Source organism: Enterocloster lavalensis, assembly GCF_046603895.1.
In the GTDB taxonomy this organism is placed as follows: Bacteria; Bacillota; Clostridia; order Lachnospirales; family Lachnospiraceae; genus Enterocloster; species Enterocloster lavalensis.
The window spans coordinates 4,657,764-4,683,082 of record NZ_CP176637.1 but is presented as its reverse complement, the minus strand read 5'-3'; the positions used below and the strand labels follow the sequence as shown (position 1 = coordinate 4,683,082).

At 57.6% G+C, this 25,319-nt stretch carries 21 protein-coding genes; 2 read left to right on the top strand and 19 right to left on the bottom strand.

Annotation, left to right across the window (positions count from 1 at the left end):
• Window positions 1–2: 2 nt before the first annotated feature.
• The 5 genes from ACK2JC_RS20925 to ACK2JC_RS20905 all read right to left on the bottom strand — a co-directional run bounded on the left by ACK2JC_RS20925 (window position 3) and on the right by ACK2JC_RS20905 (window position 6,356).
• Complete coding sequence (locus tag ACK2JC_RS20925) at window positions 3–3,239, bottom strand: YfhO family protein (RefSeq protein ID WP_331681302.1); 3,237 nt, start codon at window positions 3,237–3,239, stop codon at window positions 3–5.
• 7 nt (window positions 3,240–3,246) lie between these two features.
• Window positions 3,247–3,687, bottom strand: a complete 441-nt coding sequence (locus ACK2JC_RS20920) for a GtrA family protein (RefSeq protein WP_092366567.1) — start codon at window positions 3,685–3,687, stop codon at window positions 3,247–3,249.
• A gap of 148 nt (window positions 3,688–3,835) precedes the next feature.
• Window positions 3,836–4,813: an FAD:protein FMN transferase gene (locus tag ACK2JC_RS20915; RefSeq protein WP_411338523.1), complete on the bottom strand. Its 978-nt coding sequence runs from the start codon at window positions 4,811–4,813 to the stop codon at window positions 3,836–3,838.
• Window positions 4,814–5,021: 208 nt separating this feature from the next.
• The gene (locus ACK2JC_RS20910; RefSeq protein WP_092366487.1) at window positions 5,022–5,858 is read right to left on the bottom strand and encodes an aminotransferase class IV; all 837 of its coding nucleotides are present in this window, start codon (window positions 5,856–5,858) and stop codon (window positions 5,022–5,024) included.
• A gap of 36 nt (window positions 5,859–5,894) precedes the next feature.
• Window positions 5,895–6,356, bottom strand: a complete 462-nt coding sequence (locus ACK2JC_RS20905; RefSeq protein WP_092366490.1) for an Lrp/AsnC family transcriptional regulator — start codon at window positions 6,354–6,356, stop codon at window positions 5,895–5,897.
• A 223-nt stretch (window positions 6,357–6,579) separates the two neighbouring features.
• Here ACK2JC_RS20905 and ACK2JC_RS20900 point away from each other — a divergent pair, with 223 nt between their 5' ends.
• A complete protein-coding gene (locus ACK2JC_RS20900) occupies window positions 6,580–7,503 on the top strand; it encodes a LysR family transcriptional regulator (protein ID WP_092366493.1) in 924 nt (307 codons plus the stop codon).
• 199 nt (window positions 7,504–7,702) lie between these two features.
• A complete protein-coding gene (locus ACK2JC_RS20895) occupies window positions 7,703–8,890 on the top strand; it encodes an iron-containing alcohol dehydrogenase (RefSeq protein WP_092366496.1) in 1,188 nt (395 codons plus the stop codon).
• Window positions 8,891–8,982: 92 nt separating this feature from the next.
• Here the strand turns inward: ACK2JC_RS20895 and ACK2JC_RS20890 are convergent, their stop codons facing one another.
• From ACK2JC_RS20890 to ACK2JC_RS20825, 14 genes are all read right to left on the bottom strand, one after another.
• The gene (locus ACK2JC_RS20890) at window positions 8,983–9,579 is read right to left on the bottom strand and encodes a hypothetical protein (RefSeq protein WP_276953251.1); all 597 of its coding nucleotides are present in this window, start codon (window positions 9,577–9,579) and stop codon (window positions 8,983–8,985) included.
• Between the two features lie 171 nt (window positions 9,580–9,750).
• Window positions 9,751–11,040: an aminotransferase gene (locus ACK2JC_RS20885; RefSeq protein WP_320938238.1), complete on the bottom strand. Its 1,290-nt coding sequence runs from the start codon at window positions 11,038–11,040 to the stop codon at window positions 9,751–9,753.
• A 184-nt stretch (window positions 11,041–11,224) separates the two neighbouring features.
• Window positions 11,225–12,673, bottom strand: coding sequence for an Asp-tRNA(Asn)/Glu-tRNA(Gln) amidotransferase subunit GatB (gene gatB / locus ACK2JC_RS20880; protein ID WP_320938237.1), 1,449 nt, complete (start codon window positions 12,671–12,673; stop codon window positions 11,225–11,227).
• Entirely contained in the window at window positions 12,670–14,169 is a 1,500-nt protein-coding gene (gene gatA, locus ACK2JC_RS20875; RefSeq protein WP_320938236.1) for an Asp-tRNA(Asn)/Glu-tRNA(Gln) amidotransferase subunit GatA, read from the bottom strand. The genes gatB and gatA overlap by 4 nt, the downstream gene beginning before the upstream one ends.
• 11 nt (window positions 14,170–14,180) lie before the next feature.
• Window positions 14,181–14,474, bottom strand: a complete 294-nt coding sequence (gene gatC, locus ACK2JC_RS20870; RefSeq protein ID WP_107435594.1) for an Asp-tRNA(Asn)/Glu-tRNA(Gln) amidotransferase subunit GatC — start codon at window positions 14,472–14,474, stop codon at window positions 14,181–14,183.
• Between the two features lie 50 nt (window positions 14,475–14,524).
• Window positions 14,525–15,856 (bottom strand): aspartate--tRNA(Asn) ligase, encoded by a 1,332-nt coding sequence (gene aspS, locus ACK2JC_RS20865; RefSeq protein WP_320938235.1) that lies wholly within the window; start codon window positions 15,854–15,856, stop codon window positions 14,525–14,527.
• A gap of 539 nt (window positions 15,857–16,395) precedes the next feature.
• Window positions 16,396–18,009, bottom strand: coding sequence for a glutamate synthase-related protein (locus ACK2JC_RS20860; protein ID WP_320938234.1), 1,614 nt, complete (start codon window positions 18,007–18,009; stop codon window positions 16,396–16,398).
• Window positions 18,010–18,332: 323 nt separating this feature from the next.
• The gene (locus ACK2JC_RS20855; RefSeq protein ID WP_320938233.1) at window positions 18,333–19,793 is read right to left on the bottom strand and encodes an AGE family epimerase/isomerase; all 1,461 of its coding nucleotides are present in this window, start codon (window positions 19,791–19,793) and stop codon (window positions 18,333–18,335) included.
• Between the two features lie 7 nt (window positions 19,794–19,800).
• On the bottom strand, window positions 19,801–20,997 hold the full coding sequence (gene nagA / locus ACK2JC_RS20850) for an N-acetylglucosamine-6-phosphate deacetylase (RefSeq protein ID WP_320938232.1): 1,197 nt from the start codon (window positions 20,995–20,997) through the stop codon (window positions 19,801–19,803).
• Between the two features lie 18 nt (window positions 20,998–21,015).
• Entirely contained in the window at window positions 21,016–21,786 is a 771-nt protein-coding gene (locus ACK2JC_RS20845) for a glucosamine-6-phosphate deaminase (protein WP_320938231.1), read from the bottom strand.
• Entirely contained in the window at window positions 21,783–23,072 is a 1,290-nt protein-coding gene (gene larA, locus ACK2JC_RS20840; RefSeq protein ID WP_368271334.1) for a nickel-dependent lactate racemase, read from the bottom strand. Before larA ends, ACK2JC_RS20845 begins: the two co-directional genes overlap by 4 nt.
• Window positions 23,069–23,524: an HIT family protein gene (locus ACK2JC_RS20835; protein WP_092366527.1), complete on the bottom strand. Its 456-nt coding sequence runs from the start codon at window positions 23,522–23,524 to the stop codon at window positions 23,069–23,071. Before ACK2JC_RS20835 ends, larA begins: the two co-directional genes overlap by 4 nt.
• Before the next feature lie 18 nt (window positions 23,525–23,542).
• Window positions 23,543–24,391 carry a carbohydrate ABC transporter permease gene (locus ACK2JC_RS20830; RefSeq protein WP_368271335.1) on the bottom strand — a complete coding sequence of 283 codons (849 nt, stop codon included), beginning with the start codon at window positions 24,389–24,391 and terminating at the stop codon, window positions 23,543–23,545.
• Window positions 24,384–25,139 (bottom strand): carbohydrate ABC transporter permease, encoded by a 756-nt coding sequence (locus ACK2JC_RS20825; protein WP_227167929.1) that lies wholly within the window; start codon window positions 25,137–25,139, stop codon window positions 24,384–24,386. Before ACK2JC_RS20825 ends, ACK2JC_RS20830 begins: the two co-directional genes overlap by 8 nt.
• Between the last annotated feature and the right edge of the window lie 180 nt (window positions 25,140–25,319).

The window sequence follows — 25,319 nt, the reverse complement described above, 5'->3', positions numbered from 1 at the left end:
TCCTAACTCTCGTCTTTTTTCCTTCGGTTCAAAGCAAAATATACGGCCGCGCAGATGCCCACAAAGGCAGCGCTGCCCGCGGTAATAACCGCGCCGGTCCTCAGGCCCTCCGGCTCATAGGACAGGGAAATGGTATGGGCTCCCGCGCTCAGATCGATGCCCAGGAAGGTGTCGAACAGCGGTCTGGCCGTGACGCTGTTTCCGTCCACCTTGACGCTCCATCCCTTGTCATAGGGTATGCTGGTATACATAACGCCCGGGGTGTCCGCCACAATCGTCCCCTCCACCCCCACGTCCGTCCACTTGGTCACGGTCAGCGGGTTTTGGTTCAAACGGCTGTAAAGCTCCTTAAAATTCTGGGGATCAAACCGCCACACTTCCACCTGAAGCGCCACATTCCCCTCGTCCCGGGATTCCAGGCTCACTTCGTTCCCGGCCGTGCAGGTGCCCAGCTCCAACAGGTAGCCGCGGTCCACATTGTCGAAATTCAGGGACTGGGATCCCACCACCGCAGATACCTCTTTGATCTTGCGGTTCGTCACATAGACATAATAATCTCCGGTCACATCCGGCGTAAACGTCAGTCTGCTGCCGTTGGGTATGGTTTCCACCGGCACCAGCACGGACGGCGTGTCCAGCACATTACACAGATCGTTCTGCACATAGGCCGGATTGGCGGTGTCCAGAATCCAGTTGCCCTCCACATCGTTCGGAAGCATAAAGGCCACCGGAAGCGTATACAGATTCTCGTACAGCCAGGTATCGCCTCTGCGCCCGGCAAAGCTCAAAAGTTCGCCCGTCACCTGCTCCTGGTCATAGATCCCATACTTTACCGAGAACAGGCTGTCCACCAGCGGCGTGCTGCCGGTGATGCTGTAGGCGTTGGTGGAGCTCTCACAGCCCAGCTTGCGGAACAAGTCTGAGAGGGAGGCATTTGCCGTGGAGGAGAACAGGGAGACGGACGGGAAATTCATCCACGCCCCATCGTTCTTCGTCTTCCGGTCCACCTTCTCCACACGGTAGAAGGTCTGCGGATTCACCTCGCTCATCAGGGTGATCACGTCCTTGTTGTCCCGTGTGTAAGCCGTCCTGCTGGTGGTCGGGACGCTGGTCACGGTGGTGTTTACCGCCGCCTCGATGGAAACCACGGCCAACGCCAGCAGCACGGCGAGGTCTGCTCCCTTTCTGCGCCGTTTATACAGATAGATCAATCCCGCGTACAGCGCCAGGAACAGAAGCGCCACATAGAACACGGAAAAATGGAACTGTTTGTTCTGCACCAGCTTCTCCGCCAGAATCACAAAAGAAGCCGAGCCCCAGAACGCAATGGCCACATGCTTCCAGGGCGTCACGTCCAGGTACATGTACGCCCGGTAGCAGATCAGCAGCATAAGGGCAATGTAGATGAAGGACTGACGGCAGGGCAGGCTGTTGGGATAATGGAAGCCGTGCCAGATAAAGTTCAGCATGTTGGTAGAAAAACTGGCAAAAAACAGGACCAGCAGCGTACAGTACACCGCCTTCTCCCGCAGCGAAATCTTCCGGCTCGCCAGATACAGGAGGAAGAAAATGAACACGGCCACGCCGCAATAAATATTGGGCCAGTGATCCAGTCCGATCTCCACGGACACATTCCCGATATGCCGCGCCAGCATATCAAAAATCGGGAAATAGGAACTGAGGGTCTTGGGAAAATCAAAATTTCCCGACGCAGTGGTCTGCAGCGCGTAGATTTCCGGGAGCAGCACCACCGCCGCAAGTCCGCCTGCAGCCAGGGAAAACGCTGCGAACTGGGCGCAGGCGGTGAAAAAACCACCGGCCTTTTTCGGCGGATACAGGATCAAAAGCGCGATAAAATACAGTACCATGAAAATGCAGATCATGATGGAAATATAATAATTGGAAAGGATCGACGCCCCCAGGGTGAGGCAGTACAAAAACGGCTTTCCCTTGCGCACCAGGCGCTCCAGCCCCAACATGATCAGCGGGAACAGGATAATGCAGTCCAGCCACATGATGTTCCAGCTGTACGCCGCCATATATCCCGACAGCGCGTAGAAAATCCCGAAAAAGCCCACGCCGAAATCATTGGTCCTGCAATGCCTGCGCAGATACCAGGCAAAGCTCAGACCCGCCAGGCCGATTTTGAGCACAATCCCGTAGCTCATAAATTCGATGATGTTAGCCTTGGGACACAGCACCAGCAGCCAGTTAAAGGGGCTGGCCAGATAGTAGGCGTACAGCGCGGAGAAATTCACCCCCATGCCGATGTCCCAGCTGTACAGCAGGCTGCCGCCGTGGGTCAGCTTGTACTGGAATTCGGAGAAAAACGGGGCGTACTGGTGGTACATGTCCGTACGCAGAAAACTTTCCTCGCCGAAGGGGAAAATTCCCCTCTGGGCGAATACGATAATCATCACAATCACCGGCACAAAAAATGCCGCCAGCAGGCCGTCGGATGGCTTTAAGATATGAAGGGAACTTTTAATCCCTTCATAACCGGACCTGCGCCCCGCCATGCCGGAATTCTGCCGGTTATACTGGCGGTCACGGTCCTGCATGCCGTTCCAATCGTCGTACCGTTCGATGTCCTGTTCGTCCCAGGCCGGGGCTTCGCCGGGATAAGCCTGGGAGTCCTCGGCGTAAACCTGGGAGTCCTCGGCATAAACCTGGGAGTCCTCGGCGTAAACCTGGGGGGCGTCGGCGTAAGCCTGGGGTTCATTGGCGTACATCCCCTCAGAATCCGCTCCCGCTTCCCCGTATCCACGTTCCACCCCGTCATAGCCATTCCCGGCAAAATCATAGCCCGGTTCCGCCCCGCCGTACTCCGCCTGTCCAAAGCTGACCTTTACGCCGTCAAACTCCACTTCCCCGCGGTCTTCCCACGCGGTTTCCCCGGCGTCTCCCGTACCTGCTTCAACGCTCTTTCGCGCCCTGCGGGGCGGACGGTTTTTCCGTGAAATGCGTCTCAGCGCTTCTAAGTCCGCAGCGATCCCCTCGTCCTCCACATCGGATCCGAACAGAGGCCCTTCCGCCCGCTCCCTGGAGCCGGGTTCCAAACCTTCCGTATAATCTTCATCCAGCCACTCCGCCGGACGGCCGTCCGGCTTTGCCTTTTTCTTCTGCATATGTTCTCCAGTCAACCCTATATCGCTGCCCCGGGCAGTCTGATCCGGCTGGACAATACTCAAAATTTCATCCAGCTCCCGCGCTACCCGCTCCACTTCATCCCGTTCCATGGCAGTCTTACCTTTCTTCACCGGTCGTTTTCTTGAAAATCCAAAGTTTGCTGAATATATAGTTCAAAACCAGATTCACCGCGGAAACCACTGCCTTGCAGAACATCTCATACAGGAAGCCCCTGTTTCCGCCCAGCCGGACCATCCCGACCATCATAACCCAGGTCAGAACGCCGGAAAATGCTCTGGCCGCCACAAACGCGCTGATCTCCTTTGCCAGATACCTGGGCCGCAGATTAAAATTGCGGAATACGATCAGCTTGTTCACCACGTAGGCGAACAGCACCGCCGCCACCCAGGAAAGTCCCTGGGCCAGCTCCACGCTGATGACATCGCCCCTGCGGAATATGGTATAAGAAACAAAATCTACCGCCGTGGTCAGCACGCCGCAGATGATATAACTGATCGTCTCGTAATTGAAACACTTTTCCTTCAGTTTCTGTAACATTTTAACACCTGATCCTTCATGTTTTTCCAGAAATTTCAAACACATTCCGGCACATATCGCTACTATTGTAGTATACCCTCCCCGAAAAGTAAAGAAAAAACGCCGTAAAAGGCGCTTTCTTCACGCCCGGAAAGGACGCCGTTAGGCCTCACTCCAGGAAATCCCTGGCTCCCCGGGAATAATGCAGTTCCCCATCCTCGGTCATGAAAATACCGTAGACATCGTCCAGGGAATCCAGCAGTTCGATCCCCCGATCCAGTCCCAGGGCAAAGCAGGTGGTGCTTAGGCCGTCCCCGTCCACCGACTCTTTGGAAATGATCGATACCTGAACCAGACCATTTTCATAGGGAAATCCGGTCCGCGGATTGAGTATGTGATGGTAATTCACCCCATCCTTGACAAAATGCCGCTCATAGACGCCCGAGGACACCACCGACATGTCCCGTATATTTAAGGCTGCCACCGCTTCCTGATGGTCGGCGAAGGGCTTCTGCAGGCCGATCTTAAACGGCTCCCCGTCGGGCCGCTCGCCCAGGCAGAGAACATTTCCGCCCAGATTGATCACCGCGCTGGTAACTCCATTTTCTTCCAGATACTCCTTAAGCCGGTCCGCGATAAATCCCTTCGCAATAGCTCCCAAATCGATGCGCGTGTCGTCCCGGTCAAACAGCACCTGGCAATCTTCCACCCGGATCGCCCGGTAATCCACCATGTGCAGATCCTTCTCGATCTCCGCCCGGTCCGGAATCTGCGGATCATTGGACTTGAAATCCCACAGGGAGCTAAGCGGCTCCACTGTGATGTCGAAGGCTCCGCCGGACATGCGGCCGTATTCCAGCCCGCGCTCGATCACCCTGGCCGTATCCTCCGACACGGTCATGGACCTGGTTCCCGGTTCCCGGTGGTTGATCTTATAGATCTCGCTGGTATCCCGGGTGGTGCTCAGCAGGTCCTCATAGCTCTTACACAGATCCATGCTGCCCTGCAGTATGTCCTGATTTTTCTGGGGGAAAATATGACGGCTCCCGTAAATCGTCACCGTCACAAAGGTATCCAACAAAAAAGACGACTGGCTGAGCGGTGTCCCGCCCCCGTGGGCGCATCCCGTCAGACAAGCCGTTCCAATCAATATTCCGCTGATCCACGCCGCCATTCTGCGGCCAAATTTTATATTTTTCATCATGGGAACCATTCTAGCATTGGCGATCACAAAAGTCAAGCCGGGCACCGGGCCCGGCTGTGTCCTGCGCTCAGTTCGCGGGCTATTACCTGCGGACAGCAACCCGTTCGCAACCACTTAGGCAGCTCGCCGGTTCTGTTTTTCGCTTTGACCGCTACTCCGTCTGCGTCAAAAACTCCTGCTCCACCGCTTTCTGGATCGTTTCCAAAAGCGCTGCGGCTCTGCCGCCCACCGGCTTGCCGTCCACCTCGCAGGCGGAAAGGCAGAATTTGCTGGACGAGCTGACCAACACCTCGTCGGCCGCCATCAGCTCTGCAACGGTGAAGGGTCTCTCGTCCACGGGAACCCCCAGTTTTTCACAGATATTGATCAGATGCGCCCTGGCGATTCCCGGCAGAATCAGATTGTCCAGGGGAGCGGTGATCAGACGCCCGTCTTTTAAAATGTGGCAGTTGCTGTGCGCGCACTCCGTGACCCGGTCGCCGCGGTGGAAAACCGCTTCCTGACAGCCTTTTTCCTTGGCCCTCTGGGAAGCCATAACGCTGGGAATCAGGTTCAGGGTCTTGATGTTGCAGTGGTAGAACCGGGTGTCCTCCATCGTAATCAGCCGGATCTTCTCCGCCAGCTGCGGCGGCGCGGCGGGCTTCAAGGTCACCCACAGATTTCCCGTTCCTTCCGTAAACGGGTGGTCCCGCATCCCCGTGCCCCTGGTCACCTGATAGTATACAAACAAGTCGCCTGTATCCAATTTCTGCACCAGCTCCTGAAGCAGAGCCTTTAACTCCGCCTTGGTGCAGGGCATACGGATCTCCAGCAGGGCCGCGTTTTTGAAAAAGCGGTCAATGTGCTCGTCAATGGCAAAAATGTGGTAGTTCCGGCAGGGTCCCGCGTCGTAAACCCCGTCACCGAAATAGCAGACCCGGTCGTTCATGGGAACCATCATCCGGTCCAGCTCGTCGTACGTTCCGTTGTAATAACCCAGCGTTTTCATCATGTCTCTCCTCAGTTATGTATGTTGTCTGAACAGTTACGCTTCCGCCGCTTCCCCGGGAATGGCGGAGTATGTATTCTTGATCTCCTTGAGTACAAAATGGGTTCTGGTGGCGGAGACTCCCGGCACGCTTTTGATGGTCCGGTGGATGCGCTCCAACTCGTCGGAGGAGGCGCAGGAAATCTTCAGCACAAAGTCATAGTCCCCGGTCAGGTAATAGCAGTCCAGAATGTTGGGATGTCCCATGATCACCTCGGTAAAGGAGTCGTGATACCGGGGATGCTCCAGGCTGATCTCCATCAGAGCGGTCACGTCGTTGCCCATGGCCTTGGAGTCCACCACCACGGTATACCCCTTAATCAGCCCGGACTCCTCCATCTTTTTGATCCGGTCCAACACCGCCGAGACAGACAGGTGCACCTTTTTGCTGATATCGGAGGCGGTCTCCCGGCCGTTGTCCTTTAAAATATGCAGAATCCTGCAATCCATTTGATCCATAAAAAGTCCTCACTTCTTTTCCTTTTCATTTTGCGGTTCGTGTATTATAATCAAATATACGTTTCTGATTTCTGATTCCCCTTTTCGGCAGCCGGCGGCCACGGGTTGGCAATAACGGCGACGATAAGGGGTACGTTTCCTTATTATACTTTGTCGTCTGCCGCCAGGCTGACGATAAGGGCTACGTTTCCTTATTATACCACATTTTTCGGGGAGTTACACTATGAATCTTTCTTATTTAAAATATGCCGTCGAGGTGGAAAAAACCGGCTCCATCACCAAGGCGGCGCAGAATTTCTATATGAATCAGCCTCATTTGAGCAAAATCATCCGGGAGCTGGAGCGGGACTTAGGCTGCCCTATCTTTGACCGCACCAGCCGGGGTATGGTTCCCACCAAGCGGGGGGAGGAATTTCTCCGCTATGCCAAGGCCATTCTGGTCCAGGAGGAGCAGATCGAGGCCCTGTGCCAGCAGGACACGGGGCGCACCCTGACCGTCAGCCTGGCGGCCCCCAGGGCCAGCTACATTTCCTACGGTTTTGCGTCCTTCATGCGGCAGATGACGGACTACCCTACCATGAAGGTGGATTACCGGGAGACCAATTCCCGGGACATTATCCGCGGCGTCTCCGGCAAAACCTTTGACTTAGGGATCGTGCGTTTTCAGTCCCTCTACGTCCCTTATTACCAGAAAATGCTTCAGGACGAGAATCTGGAGAGCCAGGACCTCTGGGAATTTTCCTGTAACCTGCTGATGTCCGCCAGCCATCCCCTGGCGGAACGCGGCGATCTGACCTACCTGGACCTGAGCGATTACGTGGAGCTGGTTCAGGGGGATACCAAGGCGCCTTCCTTCAGCTTTGAGCCGGAGGACTCCCCCTCGGTCAGCGGAAGCTCCCGCAAGATCATTTCCATCTACGACCGCGGCAGCCAGTTGGAGCTTCTCCGCCAGCTCCCCGGCGCTTTCATGTGGACCTCCCCGGTCCCCTACGACCTGTTAAACTCCCTGGCCCTGATTCAAAAACCATGCACCTACCCAGGGAACCTGCACAAGGACATTCTGGTCTACCGAAGCGGCTACCGCATGTCCCGCGAGGAAAAGGAGCTGGTAAACTGCCTGCGCAGGCTGGTCAGCCAGCTCTCGTGAGCTGTTTCTACCTATATAAATAGGAAGCCCCAGAGAGGGATACCGATAATGGCATACCGGTATTCCTTTTTTGTATCTACCCACAATCGCCCGGCCGTGGTATGATGTAATCGTTAAAGAAATAACGAAAGTGATAGACCCGGAGAGAACCGGTGATGTCACCGCTAATAAATTTTGTGCAGAAAAGGAGAGGTTGACAATGAGATTCACATTACCGAGAGATCTGTACCATGGAAAAGACGCACTGGAAGCGCTTAAGACGCTGACCGGCAAAAAAGCGATTGTCGTAGTGGGCGGCGGCTCCATGAAGCGTTTCGGCTTCCTGGACAAAGTCGTGGACTACTTAAAAGAAGCTGGCATGGAAGTCCAGCTGTTTGAGGGCGTAGAGCCTGATCCTTCCGTTGACACTGTGATGAAGGGCGCCGAGGCCATGCGGCAGTTCGGTCCCGACTGGATCGTTGCCATCGGCGGCGGATCCCCCATCGACGCAGCCAAGGCTATGTGGGCGTTCTACGAGTACCCGGAGACCACCTTCGAGGATCTGATCACACCGTTCAGCTTCCCGACCCTGCGCACCAAAGCAAAATTCTGTGCGATTCCCTCCACTTCCGGCACTGCCACCGAGGTTACCGCATTTTCCGTTATCACCGACTACAACAAGGGTATCAAATATCCGCTGGCTGACTTCAACATCACCCCGGATATCGCCATTGTAGACCCGGCCCTGGCCGAGACCATGCCCAAGAAGCTGACCGCTCACACCGGTATGGACGCCATGACCCACGCCATCGAGGCGTACGTTTCCACCCTTCACTGCGAATACACCGACCCGTTAGCGCTCCATGCCATCGAGATGATTAACGAGTATTTGATCCCATCTTATAACGGGGATATGGAAGCCCGCGATAAGATGCATGACGCCCAGTGCCTGGCCGGTATGGCGTTCTCCAACGCTCTGTTGGGAATCGTCCATTCCATGGCCCACAAGACCGGCGCAGCATATTCCGGCGGCCACATTGTTCACGGTTGTGCAAATGCAATGTACCTGCCCAAAGTAATCAAGTTCAATGCCAAAGAACCTGAGGCCGCTGCCAGATATGCTAAGATCGCCAGATTCATCGGTTTGACCGGCACCACGGACGAAGAGCTGACCACCGCCCTGATCGGACGCCTGTTGGAAATGAACAAGGCGCTGGAGATTCCCACCTGCATAAAGGACTACGAAGGCGGAATCATCGACGAGAAGGAATTTATGGATAAGCTGCCGAAGGTTGCGGAACTGGCCGTAGGCGACGCCTGCACAGGCTCCAACCCCAGAACCATCAACCCGGACCAGATGGCGAAGCTGCTGAAATGCTGCTTCTATGACGAGGAAGTTGATTTCTAATCGCTTCCATTCCTATTGGGAACAACCTATAAACGGTTTGTTTTTTACTGCCTCACAGGAAAGGCGGAAAGCGCAAGGGCTTTCCGCCTTTTCTAATGTCCGGTTATCCGGCTCCTCTGCCGCAGCAAGATCCGTTCCACATGCCGCAAAAACCCGCAGGTCCCGATCACCAGAAACAGTTCCAGAAAGCTGGTAATAAACCCCGCGGCAAACAGCAGAACCAGAGACAGCGCAGCGATCCCCCACATGGCTCCCCAGGCTTCCCTAAAAAGCCGACGGTTCTTCACGCTCAGATCGCGCAGGAACGCCACCAGGGCGGCGGCCAGCAGGATGGGCGAGAAGAACGCCAGAATCACGTGCAGCGCCGCCTCCCCAGGCTCCTGTTCCGGCAGGTAGGGAATCACCACAGCGGTCATGATAAAAATCCCGGCCGCAGCCAGCAGCCATCTCCCGGCCGCTCCCCGGTAACGGCCCAGCTGAAATAAATACAACATATACCGGTAATAATAGATTCCCGTGATCCATCCCCAGAGCATCAGAAGGCCCCGGCGTCCGCCGGTGTTTCCAAGCACCGACAGATTGGTGTCGAACCAGTTTCCCAGTGAGGCCAGAAAAATGGTCAGCCCCGGCACAAGATATATCGTAAACAGATCGTATTTTCCCCGGAAATGCCGGTTTCCCGCTTCCATATTCTCCGCCTCCTCTCAGATATCCGATGGAACCCAGGCTGCGCCGGCGTTCCATTACAATCAATTAAAGGAGCGGACCTGCCGGCATCAGTCTGCCGGTCGGCCGCTCCTTATCATTATCTGAAGAAGGCGTTTCTTTTACACTTGAATCATTTTCCTGAAAAGGCGATCTCAATCCATGGTTTTTAACAGTTTTTCCACGCTGGTCAGCTTCACACACAGTGAGAACAGTTCGGTGGCGGTGATCAGGTCGCCTAAGGGCGGATAGGTGGGCGCGATGCGGATGTTGCGGTCGTCGGGGTCCTTGCCGTAGGGGTAGGTGGCGCCCGCGCCGGTCATCACCACGCCGGCCTTTTTACATCTGGCCACAATCTCCTTTGCACAGCCGTCCAGGGAGTCGAAGGAAATGAAGTAGCCACCCTTGGGCATGGTCCACTCGCCGATTCCCAGGCCGCCCAACTCCCGCTCCAGAATCTCCTCCACAGCCTCAAATTTCGGGCGGATGATGTCCGCGTGTCTGCGCATATGCTCCACCATGCCATGGATATTCCGGAAGAAACGCACGTGGCGCAGCTGGTTCACCTTGTCGTGTCCGATGGTCTGGAACTTCAGCTGGCGCTTGATGTCCTCCAGGTTGTTTAAGGAAGCCGCGATGCAGGCGATTCCGGAACCCGGGAAGCTGATCTTGGAGGTGGAGGCGAATTTGTACACCAGGTCGGGATTACCCGCGCGCTTGCACTCCGCCAGAATCTCGATCAGATGATCCTGGTCGTGGTCGTATAAGTGGTGAACGCCGTAGGCGTTATCCCAGTAAATCCTGAAATCCGGGGCCGCCGGTTTCAGGCGGGCAAAACGGCGCACCGTCTCGTCGGAGTAGGAATAACCCTGGGGATTGGAGTATTTGGGCACGCACCAGATTCCCTTGATGGCGGAATCCGTGGAGACCAGCTCCTCCACCATATCCATATCCGGGCCATCCTTGGTCATGGGCACGTTGATCATCTCAATTCCGAAATACTCGGTGATGGCAAAATGCCGGTCATATCCGGGAACGGGGCAGAGGAATTTCACCTTATCCAGCTTGCACCAGGGAGTGTTTCCCATGACGCCGTGGGTCATGGAACGGGACACGGTGTCGTACATCACGTTCAGGCTGGAGTTGCCATAAATGATGATCAGATCGGGGTTGACTTCCATCATATCAGCCAGAAGCTCCTTGGCCTCGTCGATACCGGTCAGAACGCCGTAGTTGCGGCAGTCCGTGCCGTCCTCGCAGGTCAGGTCGTCATTGCTGCTCAGCACATCCATCATTCCCATGGATAAGTCCAGCTGCTCCACGCTGGGCTTGCCTCTGGACATATCCAGCCTCAGGTCCCTTCCCTGCATCTCGCGGTACTGGGCTTTCAGTTCCTTGCGCAGCGCAATCAATTCTTCTTTGGTCATCTCCGCATATGGCTTCATAATTTCCTCCTCATGATCATCTCTTTCATTTTTGTTGCCGGTGTGCAGACATTTGTCCTCGTACCATCTACACTTTCCTGCATTGTAACCAAGCATATCACTAACCGGTTGGTCCGTCAATACAAAATTTTCTTATATTGATAAAAGTACGGCTTATAAGCTGATTTTATACATTGTTGTTTGCTTATGGCCGGACGGTTCCCAGCAGTTCCCGCACCAGGCGGTTGACCAGGGCCGGGTCGGCTTTTCCCTTCATGGCGCGCATGGTCTGGCCCACCAGGAAACCCATGGCCTTCTCCTTGCCGTTTCTGTAGTCCGCCACGGACTGGGGATTGGCCTCCAGCACCGCTTCCACCGCTGCCCGCAGGGCCCCCTCGTCGCTGACCACCTTTAACCCCTTCTCCTCCACATACCGCTCCGGGTCCACGTCATTTAAAAAGATCTCCTCGAACACGGTCTTGGCCACATTCCGGTTGACCACGTTTTGCTCCACCAGCCCGATCAGAGCCGCTAAGTGGGCGGGAGTAAAATGCATCCGGTCCGGGTCCATCTCATGTTCCTTCAAAAGCCTCATGGCCTCCACCATCAGCCAGTTGGAAACCTCCTTGGGCCTGCCGCAGATGGCCGCCGTCTCCTCGAACAGATCCGCCATCCGCTTGGAACCGGTGATCAGCTCTGCGTCGTAGCGGGGCAGACCAAACGCTTCCATATAATAGGAAATCTTTTCCGTGCGCATCTGGGGCTGCGCGGCCTTCACCCGGCTGATCCACTGATCGCTTATGACCACCGGCGGCAGGTCCGGGTCCGGGAAATACCGGTAATCCTTTGCGTCCTCCTTGGAGCGCATGGCCTTGGAACTTTCCTTGTTGTCGTCCCAGCGGCGGGTCTCCTGAACCACGGCCCTGCCCTCCTCCAACAGCTCGATCTGGCGTTTCCGCTCCCCCTCGATGGCTCTGGCAATCGCCTTGAAGGAGTTTAAGTTCTTCACCTCCGTTCGGGTGCCGAACTCCGGCGCTCCGAGCTCCCGCACGGACAGGTTCACATCCGCCCGCATGGAGCCCTCCTGGAGCTTACAATCCGATGCGCCCAGGTACTGGATGATCAGACGCAGTTTTTCCAGGTAGGCGATGACCTCGGCCGCGTTTCGCATGTCCGGCTCGGACACGATCTCGATTAACGGCACGCCGCTGCGGTTGTAGTCCACCAGGGAACAGTCCTCCCACTCGTCGTGGATCAGTTTTCCGGCGTCCTCCTCCATGTGGATCTCGTGGATGCCCACCTTTTTACTGCCGCCGGACTCCGTCTCGATCTCCAGCCATCCGTCGTGGCAGATGGGCAGGTACAGCTGGGAAATCTGATAGTTCTGGGGGTTATCCGGATAGAAATAGTTTTTGCGGTCAAATTTGCAATACTGGTTGATCTGGCAGTTGGTCGCCAGGCCCACGGCCAGGGCGTACTCCACCACCTGGCGGTTTAACACCGGGAGGGAGCCGGGCATCCCGGTGCACACCGGGCAGGTGTGGGTGTTTGGCGCGCCTCCGAACTGCGTGGAGCAGGAGCAGAATATTTTCGTCCTGGTCGCCAGCTCCACATGGACTTCCAGGCCGATTACGGTCTCATACTGTTTGCTCATATGCGTTTCCCCCTTCCCGCGGCGTCTGTGCCCACCGCCGTCAAATCCGGTTTTCCCCAGGCTCTGGTGCGCTCGTAGGCGTAGGCCGTGCGGATGATCTCCTTTTCCTTGAAGCAATCCCCGGTCAGCTGCACGCCGATGGGCAGCCCTTTGGAATCCAGGCCGCAGGGCAGGCTCACGGCGGGCAGGCCCGCCAGGTTGGCGGAGATGGTGTAAATATCGCCCAGATACATTTTTAACGGGTCCGACAGGGAACTGCCCAAAAGCGGCGCAGTGCCCGGCGCCGTCGGCCCCAGGATCACGTCAAAACGTTTGAATGCCTTGTCGAATTCCGCCTTGATCAGCGCCTTGGTTCGCAGGGCTTTTAAATAGTAGGCGTCGTAGTAGCCGGAGCTGAGCACAAAGGACCCAAGCATGATACGCCGCTTCACCTCCGGCCCGAAGCCCTCGGAGCGCGTTCTCTTGTACATACTGTGAAGGTCCTCATAGTCCGGGGTGCGGTAGCCGTATTTCACGCCGTCGAACCGGGACAGGTTGGAGCTGGCCTCCGCGGAGGCGATCACATAGTAGGCGGGGATGGCGTACTCCACCAGACCCAGGTCAAATTCCTCCACCAGCGCGCCCTTCTCCCGCAGCGCCTGGGCCGCGTCCAGCACAGCCTTTCGCACCTCCGGGTCCAGGCCCTCGCCGAAATAGTCCCGGGGCAGGCCAACGCGCAGCCCTCTGACGTCGTCCTGAAGCGCGGCGGTAAAATCGCAGTCCTTCCGGTCCATGGAGGTGCTGTCCCTGGGGTCGTGACCGGAAATGGCCTCCAGGGCCGCTGCGCAGTCCGAAATATTTCCGGCCACCGGCCCCACCTGGTCCAAGGAGGAGCCGTAGGCGATCAGGCCCCAGCGGGATACCGTCCCGTAGGTGGGTTTAATGCCGGTCACGCCGCAGAAGGAGCTGGGCTGGCGGATGGAGCCGCCGGTGTCCGAGCCGAGGGCCAGAAAGCACTCTCCCGCCGCCACTGCCGCGCAGGAGCCGCCCGAGGAGCCGCCAGGCACATGGTCCCGGTTCCAGGGATTGCGGGTCTGGCCGAAATACGAGGTCTCCGTGGTGCTTCCCATGGCGAACTCATCCATGTTGGTCTTGCCCAGAATCACTGCCCCGGCCTCCTCCAGTTTCTGCACCGCATAAGCGGTGTAGGTGGGCACAAAGTTTTCCAGTATCCTGGAGCTGCACGTGGTCTTTAAGTCCTTGGTGCAGAGATTATCCTTAATTGCCACCGGCACTCCGGCCAGAGGGCCGGTGAGTTCTCCCGACTCGATGTAGCGCTGGACTCTCCCGGCCTGCTCCATGGCCCGGTCGCCGTCCACGGTGACGTAGGCGTTCAGGTCCGGTTCAACCTGCGCTATGCGCTCCAGGACCGCCTGGACCGCTTCCGGGGCGCTCACCGCCCCGGCTTTTATCTGTCTGCCCAGTTCCAGGGCTGTTAAATCCAATATACGGTTCACGTTTCTCCCCCCTATTCTATGGTCCTCGGCACCTTGAAAGCGCCGTCCTTCTGTTCCGGTGCGTTGGCCAGAATCTGCTCCCGGCTGTCCGTATTTGTCACCTCGTCCTCCCGGAACACGTTGTGCACGGGAAAGAGATGGGACATGGGCTCAACGCCCTCCGTGTCCAGTTCATTTAACTTGTCGACATAGTCCAGCATACGGCTCATATCCCGCTTGGCCGCCTGGCGCTCTTCCCGGGACAGCTCCAGCTTTGCCAGAATCCCTACATATTCGATGGTTGCATCGTCCACTCTATTAGCCATAATCGGATCTCCTTTCAGTCTGATCATTTTTCGGATAAGGTTTCAATCTGTCAGGGTTCCAGCCGCGTCACGTCCCTGGGGAACAGAGCGGTTTCACGGACGTTCTGTTCGTCCAGAAGGCGCATGGTCAGCCGTTCCAGACCGATCCCCAAGCCGCCGTGGGGCGGCATTCCGTATTTGAAAATCATCAGATAGGAGGCGATGTCCTCGGGGTCCATGCCCCGCTTCTCCATTTTCCTGAGCATTTCCCCGTAGTCGTGGATCCGCTGGCCGCCGGTGGTCACCTCCAGCCCCTTGAACAGCAGGTCAAAGCTCAGGGTGTATTTGGGGTCCGCCGGATCGTCCATGGCGTAGAAGGGGCGCTTTTTTGAGGGATAATGGGTCACAAACACGAAATCGCTGCCGTACTCCTCCTTGAAATACCGTCCGATCAGCAACTCCTCCTCCGGCTCCAGATCGTAGGGGTTGCGGATCCTGCGTTGGTATTTTTCCGCGGCCAGCTCCTTGGCCCGGTCAAACCGGACCGCCGGGATTCTGGACACGTCGGGCAGGGTTACCCCCAGCAGATCCAGCTCCTTTTTGTACTCCCGGCCCAGCAGCTCCATCACATACTGAAGCATTCCGGTCTCCATGTCCATGATATCCTCAAAGCCGTCGATATAGCCCATCTCGAAATCCAGGCTGGTGTACTCGTTTAAATGGCGGGTGGTGTTGTGCTTCTCCGCCCGGAACACCGGAGCGGCCTCAAACACCCGGTCGAATACCCCCACCATGGTCTGCTTGTAAAACTGCGGGCTCTGACCCAGCTCCGCCTTCTTGCCGAAGTAATCCAGCTTAAAAACGTTGGAACCGCCCTCCGCGCCCCTGGCTACGATCTTGGGGGTGCGGATCTCCGTGAAGTCCTGGCCCAGCAGATACTCCCGAAAGCCTCTGACGATGCCCTCCTGAATCTTGAATTTTGCACGCTCCCGCAGGTTGCGCAGGGAGACAGGGCGCAGGGCCAGCTTGGTCTCCAGGGATGTGTTCAGCTTCCATTTGCTCACCGCAATGGGGAGCGGGGCCGCAGGCTGGGACAAAACCCGCAGCTCCTTTAAGCGGATCTCATATCCGCCCGGCGCGCGCTCCTCCCGTTTCACCGTCCCGGTCACTTCCACCGCGGATTCCTCTTTCAGGTTTCGGATATCAAAATTGGTAAGCCCCTCCTCGTATACGCACTGCACCAGGCCCCCGGCCTTGCGCAGCACCACAAACGCCACCTCGCCCATGCTGCGGATAGTGTGGACCGCGCCGTTTACGCGGACCTCCCTGCCCTCGCAGCCGCCGGACAAAATCTGCCGGATCTCCGTTACCGCTTTCTCTCTGACTCCTTCGATGAATTCCATAGTGTCTACCTCATTTCTGCATACAAGTGGATTAGTTTCCTGTATGGATTCCGGGTGGGGCTGTAAACGGCCCCGGGGTCCGGCGCGGCGTCCCGCGCATCAAAAAATCCCGCCCCGGAATACATACAAAATCGTATTCCGGGACGGGATCATGTCGTTTTTTCAAACATTCCCGCGGTACCACCCGCATTGGGTTCCGGCTGACCGGTTCCCCACTCTTGGCACGTAACGTGTGCAACGTGTATGCCTACTATCGACGCCCCTGCGCGCAAAACAGACACCGGTTCGACATACCAGCTCCGGAGTGTTCCCTTCGCCCAGTCCTGCGCGGCGGCGCTCTCAATCGGTGACGCCCCCTCCCTGTTACATTCCTCAGGCAAGAGTCTCCTTCATAGCTTTTCCCCCGGCGCGGACTCTCATCTTCGCCGGTTTGATTTAATACCATCTAAAATAGCGCAAGACGCATGAAAAGTCAAGGCCAAAATGAATCAATGTTCAAAACGTTGCAAATAATTAAGTTTTGTCCACCCATTCCCGCCTCAGGCGTGGGGAATATCCGTAAATTCTGAAATCTCCCGGCTGACTGTGCAAAGGTCCTCCACACAGAGCCCGTGAACGTCCTCGTGTCCGGTAATCCGGGCAAAGGTTTTTAGCTCCTCCAGCGTCACGTTCAGGTAGTTGGCCACCCTTCTGGCCGCCGCCTCCTGCGGAAACCGCTTGCGCAGCTGGGGATCCTGGGTCGCCACTCCCACCGGGCACATGCCGGTGCCGCAGATCCGGTACTGCTGGCAGGCTGCGGCCATCAGGGCCGCGGAGGCGATGGCCACGGCATCCGCGCCCATTGCCAGCGCCTTGGCGAAGTCGGAGCTCACCCGCAGTCCGCCGGTGATCACCAGCTGGATCGGGCTCCCCGCCTTGTTTAAATAGGCTTTTGCCCGGTGCAGGGCGTAAATGGTGGGCACGCTGGTGGCGTCCCGGATCAGCTTGGGGCTTGCCCCCGTGGCTCCCCCACGGCCGTCGATGGTCACGAAGTCAGGCTCCGCAAACACACAGAATTCCAGATCCCGCTCGATGCGGCCCGCCGCGATCTTGATACCGATGGGCCTTCCGCCGGACTCCTCCCGGAGGCGGTCCACCAGCGCCTTCAAATCCTCCTTCGTGTCGATCCCCGGGAATTTGGAGGGGCTGATCACGTCCTGTCCAAGGGGCTTGTTGCGGATGGCCGCGATCTCAGGCGTCACCTTGCTTCCGGGCAGATGGCCTCCCATCCCTGGCTTGGTCCCCTGGCCGATTTTGATCTCGATGGCGTCCGCCCGGCGCAGGTTCTCCGGCGTGGCGCTGTAGAGGTTAGGGACATACTCGAAAATGTACTTGTAGGCCGCATCCATCTCCTCGGGCAGAATCCCTCCCTCGCCGGAGCACATGGCGGTCCGGGCCATGGCGCTGCCCTGGGCCAGAGCCACCTTGGTCTCCTTGGAGAGCGCGCCGAAGGACATATGGGAAATGTACACGGGGTGTTCCAGCACCATGGGCTGTTTCGCGTGTTTCCCGATCACGGTTCTGGTGCTCACCGGCGCGTGCTCGTCCAGAGGCGGCGGATTTAACTGCGCACCCAGGATCAGAATGTCGTCCCAGCCCGGCATGGGCATCCGGGTCCCCATGGCCGCGATGATGCTCTTGCCGCTCACCGCCATCTCGTGGATATCGTCCATGAAGCGGCTGTCCGTGTTGACCCTGGCGTACTCGGGGTCGTAGGCGGGAGCTGGAGCGGGACCGGGAGCCACGGCGGGGCCGGGTGCAGCGGCGGGACCGGGTGCAGCGGCGGGACCGGGTGCCATGGCGGAACCGGGTGCCACGGCGGGACAGGTAACCGAGGCGGGCGGCGTTTGTGCCGGCTCAGTGCCGACAGCGCCGGTGGGATCGAATGTAGGAGTCGCCCCGGTCACAGCGGCAGTTCCGGCTTCCGGCGCAGCAACCTCTCCGGTCGCCGACACACCCGATACCGTTTCTCCCGCATCCCCCACATCATCCACCTTCACCAGCTTATCCGCGGCCACCCGGCATACCGGGCACACCTTCAGTTCGCCCACCGGCACCCCTTCCTTCTCCTCATCATACATTGACCCACAAAATCTACAGCGATAAACTGCCATACCCTTCTCTTTCCAATTACTCCGATCTTCAATAATAGTAACTATTCTTATAATATCACAAAAGAATGCAAATGTCCATGAAATCTCGTACAGGATTCCAAAACAAGAAGCCAGTATGTTACGGTTCACAGGCAATATCCCGCGAGGCGTTTTTTGTGAGTGGAACGCAGCGGAAGTCACAGAAAACCCGAGGATAGCAGTGCGAAACGGCGTTTTTTGCCGTTTCTGTGCATCGCGAAGCGTGTTACTGGGAACGGAGTGTACAGTAACGCCAGTACGCCCCGGCACCGCTTCCGGTGCCGGGGCGTACTCACGCTTCCGTCTCAGTCCATTTCCATCATTGTTTCCAGCAATTCCAAAATCAGGATCAAATTCCGCGTGATGTGGAATGGGTCCTTCACCGGAAGGGCCACCACCTTATCCTGGGGACTTCCGTCCCGCTTGCAGATTTGCTTCCACTCCCGCACCTCAGGGTCGCAGTTTGGAAATGTCCGGAATGTGTAGGAAAACACCTTCTCATGCCAATCCAGAAACCGCGCTTCGCCGGTGCGGTGGTAACACAGCAGCGTGGTGTAAAGCGCCTCCGAGTGCACCCACCACAGCTTATCTCCCCAGCCCTCCCGGACCTGGCGTTCCACGGGCTCGATAACAGCCCCCGCTCCATCCGGCGGCACGTCTGCCTTCACAGGCTCCATTTCCGCCGACAATTCTTCCGTCCCCACCGGCGGCCCTCCTGCCTTCACAGGCTCCATCTCCGCCGACAGCTCTTCCGTCCCCACCGGCGGCCCTCCTGCCTTCACAGGCTCCATCTCCGCCGACAGCTCTTCCGCCCCCACCGGCGGCCCACCCGTCACCGCGCTATAATGCAGGATCCCCCCGAATTCCCGGTCCCAGCCGATCTCCAGCGCCTGCGCCGTTATTCCGGCGATTCTTGGCACCAGTTCTTCCCGGCCCAGCAGGTCCGCCGCCTCTATCATGAACCACATGTCCTCGATGGTGTGCCCGGGATTGGCGTGCTGTCCCAAAAGCCCCTCCACCGGACGGTTGTCCGCGGCGATCACCTCGTGGATCACATTCCTCTCATCCGCAAAATGGTTCAGAATATCGTCCGTAAATCCCCCCAACCGCTCCCGCAGCACTATGCAGTACCCGGAATCCGGCTCCAGCAGGGCCGCGGACTCATGCAGCTCCTTCGTCACATTGGATAGGATCATGGGAATTCCGTGGGCCCGGTACCGTTCCGACAGCGGGTAAGGCAGAATATTGTACCTTCCCGACTTCACCCGTTCCAGAATGGACTCATAGAGCCGTTTTCCAAACGCATAAGCCTCCCGGTCTCCGGCCGCGGCCCCATACCCGGCCATGGCCAGCACCACAAAGCAGTCCGCGTAGATGCTCATGTCCAACGGCTCCCAGCCCTCCACGTGCCTGGGGCTTCCGTCCCGCTCCATCAAATAAACGCAGCGCCAATCCTCCGGCCCCATGAGACAGTGGCGAATCAGAAAATCCCGCCCTGTCTTTGCCAGCCGCAAGAACTCCTGCCGCTGTTTCCGGGAAAAAATCCCAGCTTTTGTGACAGCAAGCCTGGAAAACACCCACACAAACCTTCCCTGGCTCCAGGTGTATTTGTCGTAGCTTTGAAGCTTCTCCCCCGCGTTGTCAAAGCAGTTCACATACCCGCCGTACTCCCGGTCCTCGCACCGGGGCAGCCAGAACGCCAGGATGCGGTTGGTCAGTTCATTTTCATAAAAGCCTTTCAGGCGAAGCAGTTCATTCCGGTCCATTTCCCCCTCATTTCCCGGCCCCAAAGGAGCCGAACGCCACGCTGCCCTGCACCATTACGCCGTTTACGCGGATGTCCTCGTCAAAGCTGATCAGATTGGCCGTCTTTCCCGGCATGATGCTGCCCACCTGGTCCGCCAGTCCCATAATCGAGGCCGGGGTCAGACTCATCATGCGCACGCAGTCCCACAGCGGCACCCTGGCCCGGTGGTACATCACCCGCACCAGCCGGTCGTCCGTGGCGATGCTGCCCGCAAATGCCGTGCGGTCCGGCATCTTGGCCACATCGTCCTCGATGATCACCCGCTGTCCGTTCTTTAAACTTCCCAGCACGGATTCCTTCACATTCTGTCCGGCGCAGCGCATGGAGTCGCAGGTCAGCGCCACCTTCTCCGGCCCCTTTAAGCGGTACACCATCTCCAGGATTTCCACCGGCAGATGGCAGCCGTCGGCGATGACCTCCACGGTTAGATCGCCGATGCAGAACGCGCTCTCGATCAGACCGGGGTAACGGAAGCCGCCCTTTCTCACCATGCCGGACATGGCGGAGTAGAGGTGGGTCACGTGGTTGATTCCGTTGTGGTACGCCTCCAGGACCTGGCTGTATTCCGCGTCGGTGTGGCCCATGGAGGGCACGATGCCGTGGTCCCGCAGACAGCGGGCAAACTCCATGGCTCCCGGCAGCTCCGGGGCCAGGGTCCAGCGGGAGATGGCTCCCTCGCCGTAGAAGATGAACTCCTCGTACTCCTCCCGCTGCGGGTCGCGGATGTATTGTTCGTCGATGGCCCCCTTCTGTTTCCGGTTCAGATAGGGTCCCTCCATGTGCAGTCCCGGCAGCTCCGGCCCGTCCGTCATGATGCGCCTTGCCAAGCGCAGCCCGTCGATGCTGTTTAAAATCTCCTCCCGGCTGGCCGCAAGGGTGGTGGGAAACAGCGTGGTGGTGCCGTGCTGCAAATGGGTCTTTGCCGCCGTGATCACCGCCTCCGCGGTGCCGTCCATAAAGTCGCAGCCCCCCGCGCCGTGGCTGTGAATCTCCACAAATCCCGGGGACAGGTACTTTCCTCTCAGGTCATACACCTGGTCCCCCTGTCCGGTCTCCGGAAGCCCCTTTCCGGCGGCTTTGATCCGGTGTCCCTCCACGGTGACAAATCCCTGCTCCACCCGGTCCGGGTAGATCACTGCGGCGTTTACAAAATGTATGCTCATGGAATACCTCCCGTCTTTTTACAACAGACCGCTTGCGGAATCCCGGTCCAGATACAGGGCCGCGTCCGGGTGGGTGGTCAGGATGCTGGCCGGACAGCGCTCAGACACCTGTCCGTTTAACATGTCCCGCACCGCCTCCGCCTTGGTAGCTGCGGGCACGCTGCAGAACATGGACCGCGCCGCCGTCAGCCCCGGAATGGTTACCGTGATGGCGTAGCCCGGCACCTGCCCGATCTCCTCAAAACAGCCGTCGTGGACCTGCTGCAGGCGGCACTTTTCCTCCAGCTTCACTACCTTGGCGAACACCGGATCGTTAAAATCCGCCACCGGAGGGTCGTTGAAGGCCAGATGGCCGTTCTCGCCCACGCCCAGCAGGCAGATATCCGCCGGATGCTCTGCAAGAAGCTGACCGTAGCGCCGCGCTTCCTCCTCCGGATTCTCCGCGTTTCCGTTGATCAGGTTGACGGAGCCAAGGGGCAGGCGGTCGAACACCTTGCGTTTTAAATAATTGCGAAATCCCGCCGGATGCGCTGCGTCCAGCCCCACGTACTCGTCCATGTGAAAGGCGTTGACCCGGGTCCAGTCGATTCCCTCCGCGCTTACCAGGGTTTCCAGGGTCTCATTCTGGGAGGGTGCGGCTGCGAAAATGATATTGATCTCCTCTTTTTCCGCCAGCAGCTCCCGGATGCGGGCCGCGGCCTGCTCTCCCGCCATGCGCCCCATGGCTTCGCGGGTGTCGAACACCATCACGTGCAGCTTATCCGCAAAAAAGTCTTTTATGATCGTCATATGGATTCTCCTTCATCGTATAAAAATGCCTCCGCGCCTCCGCTCATGGCCGCCACCCGGCAGCCCTCGTACTCCGCCACCGCGTCGTCGATGGCCTGCTGAAGCGCGGACAGGGGATAATATTTGCAGCCGCAGGCGCTCATCTGCTCCCCGGTCACGCCGTCGCCAACCACCACCAGCTTCCTGCGGCGGCGCATCTTGGACATGCTGTTGCCAACGGCGATGGCCAGCCGGTCGCCGGGAATGGCTTCCCCTGCGATGCAGGCCCGCACGATGGCGTCGCCGTCGTCCCTCGCCATGTATTCCGGATACTCCGGGTGCGGCCCGATGCCCTCATAGTTGGGGCTGATCATAATCATGGTGCCGCCCCGGTCCCCCTTAAGGGCTGGTTCCGCCCCGTACATGGCCTTTGGAGACTGCCAGAAATCCTGGTCCGCCGGATGGGAGCTGACGATCACCACGTCGGCCTTCTCCGTCACCTTGCTGCCCAGCACCTGCTTTCCGATCTTCACGCCCTCCCGGTGGGCGGCCACGTAGTCCCCGGCCACCACCCAGCAGAGCTTTAACTCCGGGGTCAGAATGGTGTTGATGATAAAGTCCAGGCCGATCAGCTTCACCCAGCCCTCCATCATATCCCGGATGGGGGTGGTGGACAGCCCGAACATGTTCTCGTCGTAGAGGCTGGCTTTCAGGTGGAAATAGGAGACCGTGTCCTCCCCTGCCACGCCGGGAAAAATGATCTTTCCGCCTCCGCCCCAGCCCATCACCGGGTGGGGAACCAGATTTCCCACCCCGATGCGCAGGTCCGCGTCCATCACGGAGCTTGTGGCCATGAGGGGGGCGCCCTCCTCGGTGTCCCCGATATAAACCAGCTTTTCGGGATCCCGGAACTCGGAGTTCACCACCGGGTAGGTTTGGTAGATCTCCTCCCCCACCCGCTCCCGCATCTCGTCCTCCGTCATATAGCGGTGGCTGCCCAGGGCGATGACAATCTTGATCTGTTCCCGCCTGGCCCCGCAGCGGATCAGTTGATCCAGCAAAACCGGCAGAATGGTGCTTATGGGCGTGGGGCGGGAGCCGTCGTCCACGATCACGGCGATCCTCTTATCCGGGGTCACGATGTCCTCCAGCTTCGGACCGCCGATGGGGTTCTCGATGGCGTCCAGAATCATCCGCTCCGGGTCCCCGGCGGGCTGGGCCTCAGGCGGGTCGATCATGCCGATAAAACACTGATCCGGCACCTCCATGCCCACCATCTCATTTCCGTAAGGGAGACTGATTTTCATGGCCTGATACCTCTCTTTTCCATTACTGCCGCGCCGATCTGCTCCATCCGTTCCCGGTACAAATCGTCGGTCAGCGTGATTTTATCCTGCTCCTGAGGGAACAGCACAAAGGGGCCGCCCCATCCCAGCCTGCCCTTATATTTCGGACACAGGGTGAAATGCACGTGAGTCACCTCGTCGCCGTAGATCGCGTAATTGATCTTGTCGGCCCCAAACAGCTCCTTTATGGTCTGAGCCAGGGCGCAGACGTCGTCCATAAACGCGTCCCGCTCCTCCTTGGGAATCTCGTACAGCTCGTTATAGTGGTCCCTGAACATAATGGTGCAGCGGCCCGGCAGCGTCTGGTCCTTGCACAAAAACACGCTGGAAGCCTTCAGATCGCAGATTTTAAACAACAGGCTGCGAAACCCCTCATCCTGGTCGCAGTAATAGCATCCCTTCACATTTTCCATGACAAATATCCTCCCTATTTATTTAATCGCTCCCGCGGTGTGATCCCCGGTAATATAATTCCGGATGCAGATAAACAGGATCACCAGCGGAACGGTGGTGTACATGGCCCCGGCCATCACATAATGCCAGGGGATTCCCACCGCCGGATTGTTCTTTAAAATCTCGTAAAGGCTGACGATAATGGGCTTTTTCTCCGTGGTGGAGATAAAGGTGAAGGCGAACAGGAACTCGTTCCAGGTCCGGGTGAAGGCGAAGATCACCGCCACCGCGATCCCGGTGCTGGACACTGGAAGAAAGATCCTTGTCATCACCATAAACGGGCTGCAGCCGTCGATTTTCGCCGCCTCCACCACCTCCTTGGGAACCCCGTCGAAGGTGGCTTTCAACATCAGCACAATAAACGCCAGGTTGAAGGTGGTGTTCATCAGCACCAGGCTGAGCCAGCTGTCGATCAATCCCATCTTGTTCATCATGGTATAGAGCGGGATAATGACGATAACCGGCGCGAACATCTGACTCACCAGCACCAGGTAATACATCTGCTTTTTGCAGTAAAAATTCAGGCAGGAAAAGGCGTAGGCCGCCGGGATGGCGATCACCATAATCAGGGCGATGGTCATTCCGGTGATGACCAGGCTGGCCTTGAAGCCGTTTAAAATGTGCATTTTCCGGAACACCTGCACGTAGTTCTCAAAGGCGAACACCTTGGGAACCCAGGTCACCGGCATGGTAAACACGTCGTTGGCCTTCTTTAGGGACACCGAGATCATGGCCGCCACCGGGAACATCAGGGTCACGATGATGAGAAGCACCATCAGCAGGAAAAGGAATTTTTTTACATTTCGTTTGACTCTGTAACTATTCATACCGCGTATCCTCCCCCTTGGAATTCACATAGAGCACCGCGAACACGGACAGGATCAGGAAGCTGACCACGCTGATCGCCGCTGAGTAGCCCCGGTTGTTGAACTGGAACGCGTTCTGGTAGATAAAATTCACCATAATGGAGGACGAGTTGGCCGGTCCTCCCTGGGTCATCATATAGATAACGTCAAAGGTGTTGAAGGCCCAGATTCCGATGAGCAGCCCCAGCGTGCGCACCGAGGAGGTGATGAGAGGCATGGTGATGGACCAGAACTGCTGCCATGCGTTAGCCCCGTCGATCCGGGCCGCCTCGTAGATGTAGGAGGGGATGGAGTACATGGTGGACAGAATGTTCAGGGCGCAAAACGGCGCCACCGCCCAGATGTTGACAATCATCACCGCAATCAGCGAGGTCTTGGAATTTCCCAGGAAATCCACGGGCAGCCCCAGAATATGGGTATCCATCAGAAACTGGGTGATGTGCCCGAACATGGGATTATACATCAGACGCCAGATCATGCAGGACACCGCAGCCGGCATGGCGTAGGGAATCAGCATGATGGCTGTCATCATTTTCTTGCCCAAAAATTTTTTGTACAGAATCAGGGCCATGAGAAGCCCCAGGATCAATTTGAACGCCACGCCCACGAACACCCACACAAAGGTGTTCTTAAACATGCGCGGCGTATCCGGGTTGGCGAACAGGTCTGCAAAATTCTGCAGGCCCACGAAGATCATGTCTCCGTTCACCCTCCGCTCAAAAAAGGACATGTAAAAAACCTGTGTGATCGGGTATAAAATAAACACGAGAAAAATCGCAAGCATGGGAAGAACGTAACATAAATTAACCGCTTTATCGCGCTTTTCTTTTTTCGATAAACCATTCATTGCCGGTCCCCCTCATCTAAAAAAGCGGGCGGGAAAGGATTC

Excerpts from the sequence above, each read along its gene's own strand:
- gatB (WP_320938237.1), bottom strand. The coding sequence starts at position 12,673 with ATGAGCAAACAGTATGAGACCGTAATCGGCCTGGAAGTCCATGTGGAG.
- ACK2JC_RS20910 (WP_092366487.1), bottom strand. The coding sequence starts at position 5,858 with ATGAAAACGCTGGGTTATTACAACGGAACGTACGACGAGCTGGACCGG.
- ACK2JC_RS20845 (WP_320938231.1), bottom strand. The coding sequence starts at position 21,786 with ATGACGATCATAAAAGACTTTTTTGCGGATAAGCTGCACGTGATGGTG.
- ACK2JC_RS20860 (WP_320938234.1), bottom strand. The coding sequence starts at position 18,009 with ATGGCAGTTTATCGCTGTAGATTTTGTGGGTCAATGTATGATGAGGAG.
- nagA (WP_320938232.1), bottom strand. The coding sequence starts at position 20,997 with ATGAGCATACATTTTGTAAACGCCGCAGTGATCTACCCGGACCGGGTG.
- ACK2JC_RS20905 (WP_092366490.1), bottom strand. The coding sequence starts at position 6,356 with ATGGATCAAATGGATTGCAGGATTCTGCATATTTTAAAGGACAACGGC.
- ACK2JC_RS20920 (WP_092366567.1), bottom strand. The coding sequence starts at position 3,687 with ATGTTACAGAAACTGAAGGAAAAGTGTTTCAATTACGAGACGATCAGT.
- aspS (WP_320938235.1), bottom strand. The coding sequence starts at position 15,856 with ATGGAATTCATCGAAGGAGTCAGAGAGAAAGCGGTAACGGAGATCCGG.
- ACK2JC_RS20900 (WP_092366493.1), top strand. The coding sequence starts at position 6,580 with ATGAATCTTTCTTATTTAAAATATGCCGTCGAGGTGGAAAAAACCGGC.
- larA (WP_368271334.1), bottom strand. The coding sequence starts at position 23,072 with ATGAAAATCAGTCTCCCTTACGGAAATGAGATGGTGGGCATGGAGGTG.
- ACK2JC_RS20895 (WP_092366496.1), top strand. The coding sequence starts at position 7,703 with ATGAGATTCACATTACCGAGAGATCTGTACCATGGAAAAGACGCACTG.
- ACK2JC_RS20925 (WP_331681302.1), bottom strand. The coding sequence starts at position 3,239 with ATGGAACGGGATGAAGTGGAGCGGGTAGCGCGGGAGCTGGATGAAATT.
- gatC (WP_107435594.1), bottom strand. The coding sequence starts at position 14,474 with ATGGCTAATAGAGTGGACGATGCAACCATCGAATATGTAGGGATTCTG.
- ACK2JC_RS20885 (WP_320938238.1), bottom strand. The coding sequence starts at position 11,040 with ATGAAGCCATATGCGGAGATGACCAAAGAAGAATTGATTGCGCTGCGC.
- ACK2JC_RS20830 (WP_368271335.1), bottom strand. The coding sequence starts at position 24,391 with ATGAATAGTTACAGAGTCAAACGAAATGTAAAAAAATTCCTTTTCCTG.
- ACK2JC_RS20855 (WP_320938233.1), bottom strand. The coding sequence starts at position 19,793 with ATGGACCGGAATGAACTGCTTCGCCTGAAAGGCTTTTATGAAAATGAA.
- ACK2JC_RS20890 (WP_276953251.1), bottom strand. The coding sequence starts at position 9,579 with ATGGAAGCGGGAAACCGGCATTTCCGGGGAAAATACGATCTGTTTACG.
- ACK2JC_RS20835 (WP_092366527.1), bottom strand. The coding sequence starts at position 23,524 with ATGGAAAATGTGAAGGGATGCTATTACTGCGACCAGGATGAGGGGTTT.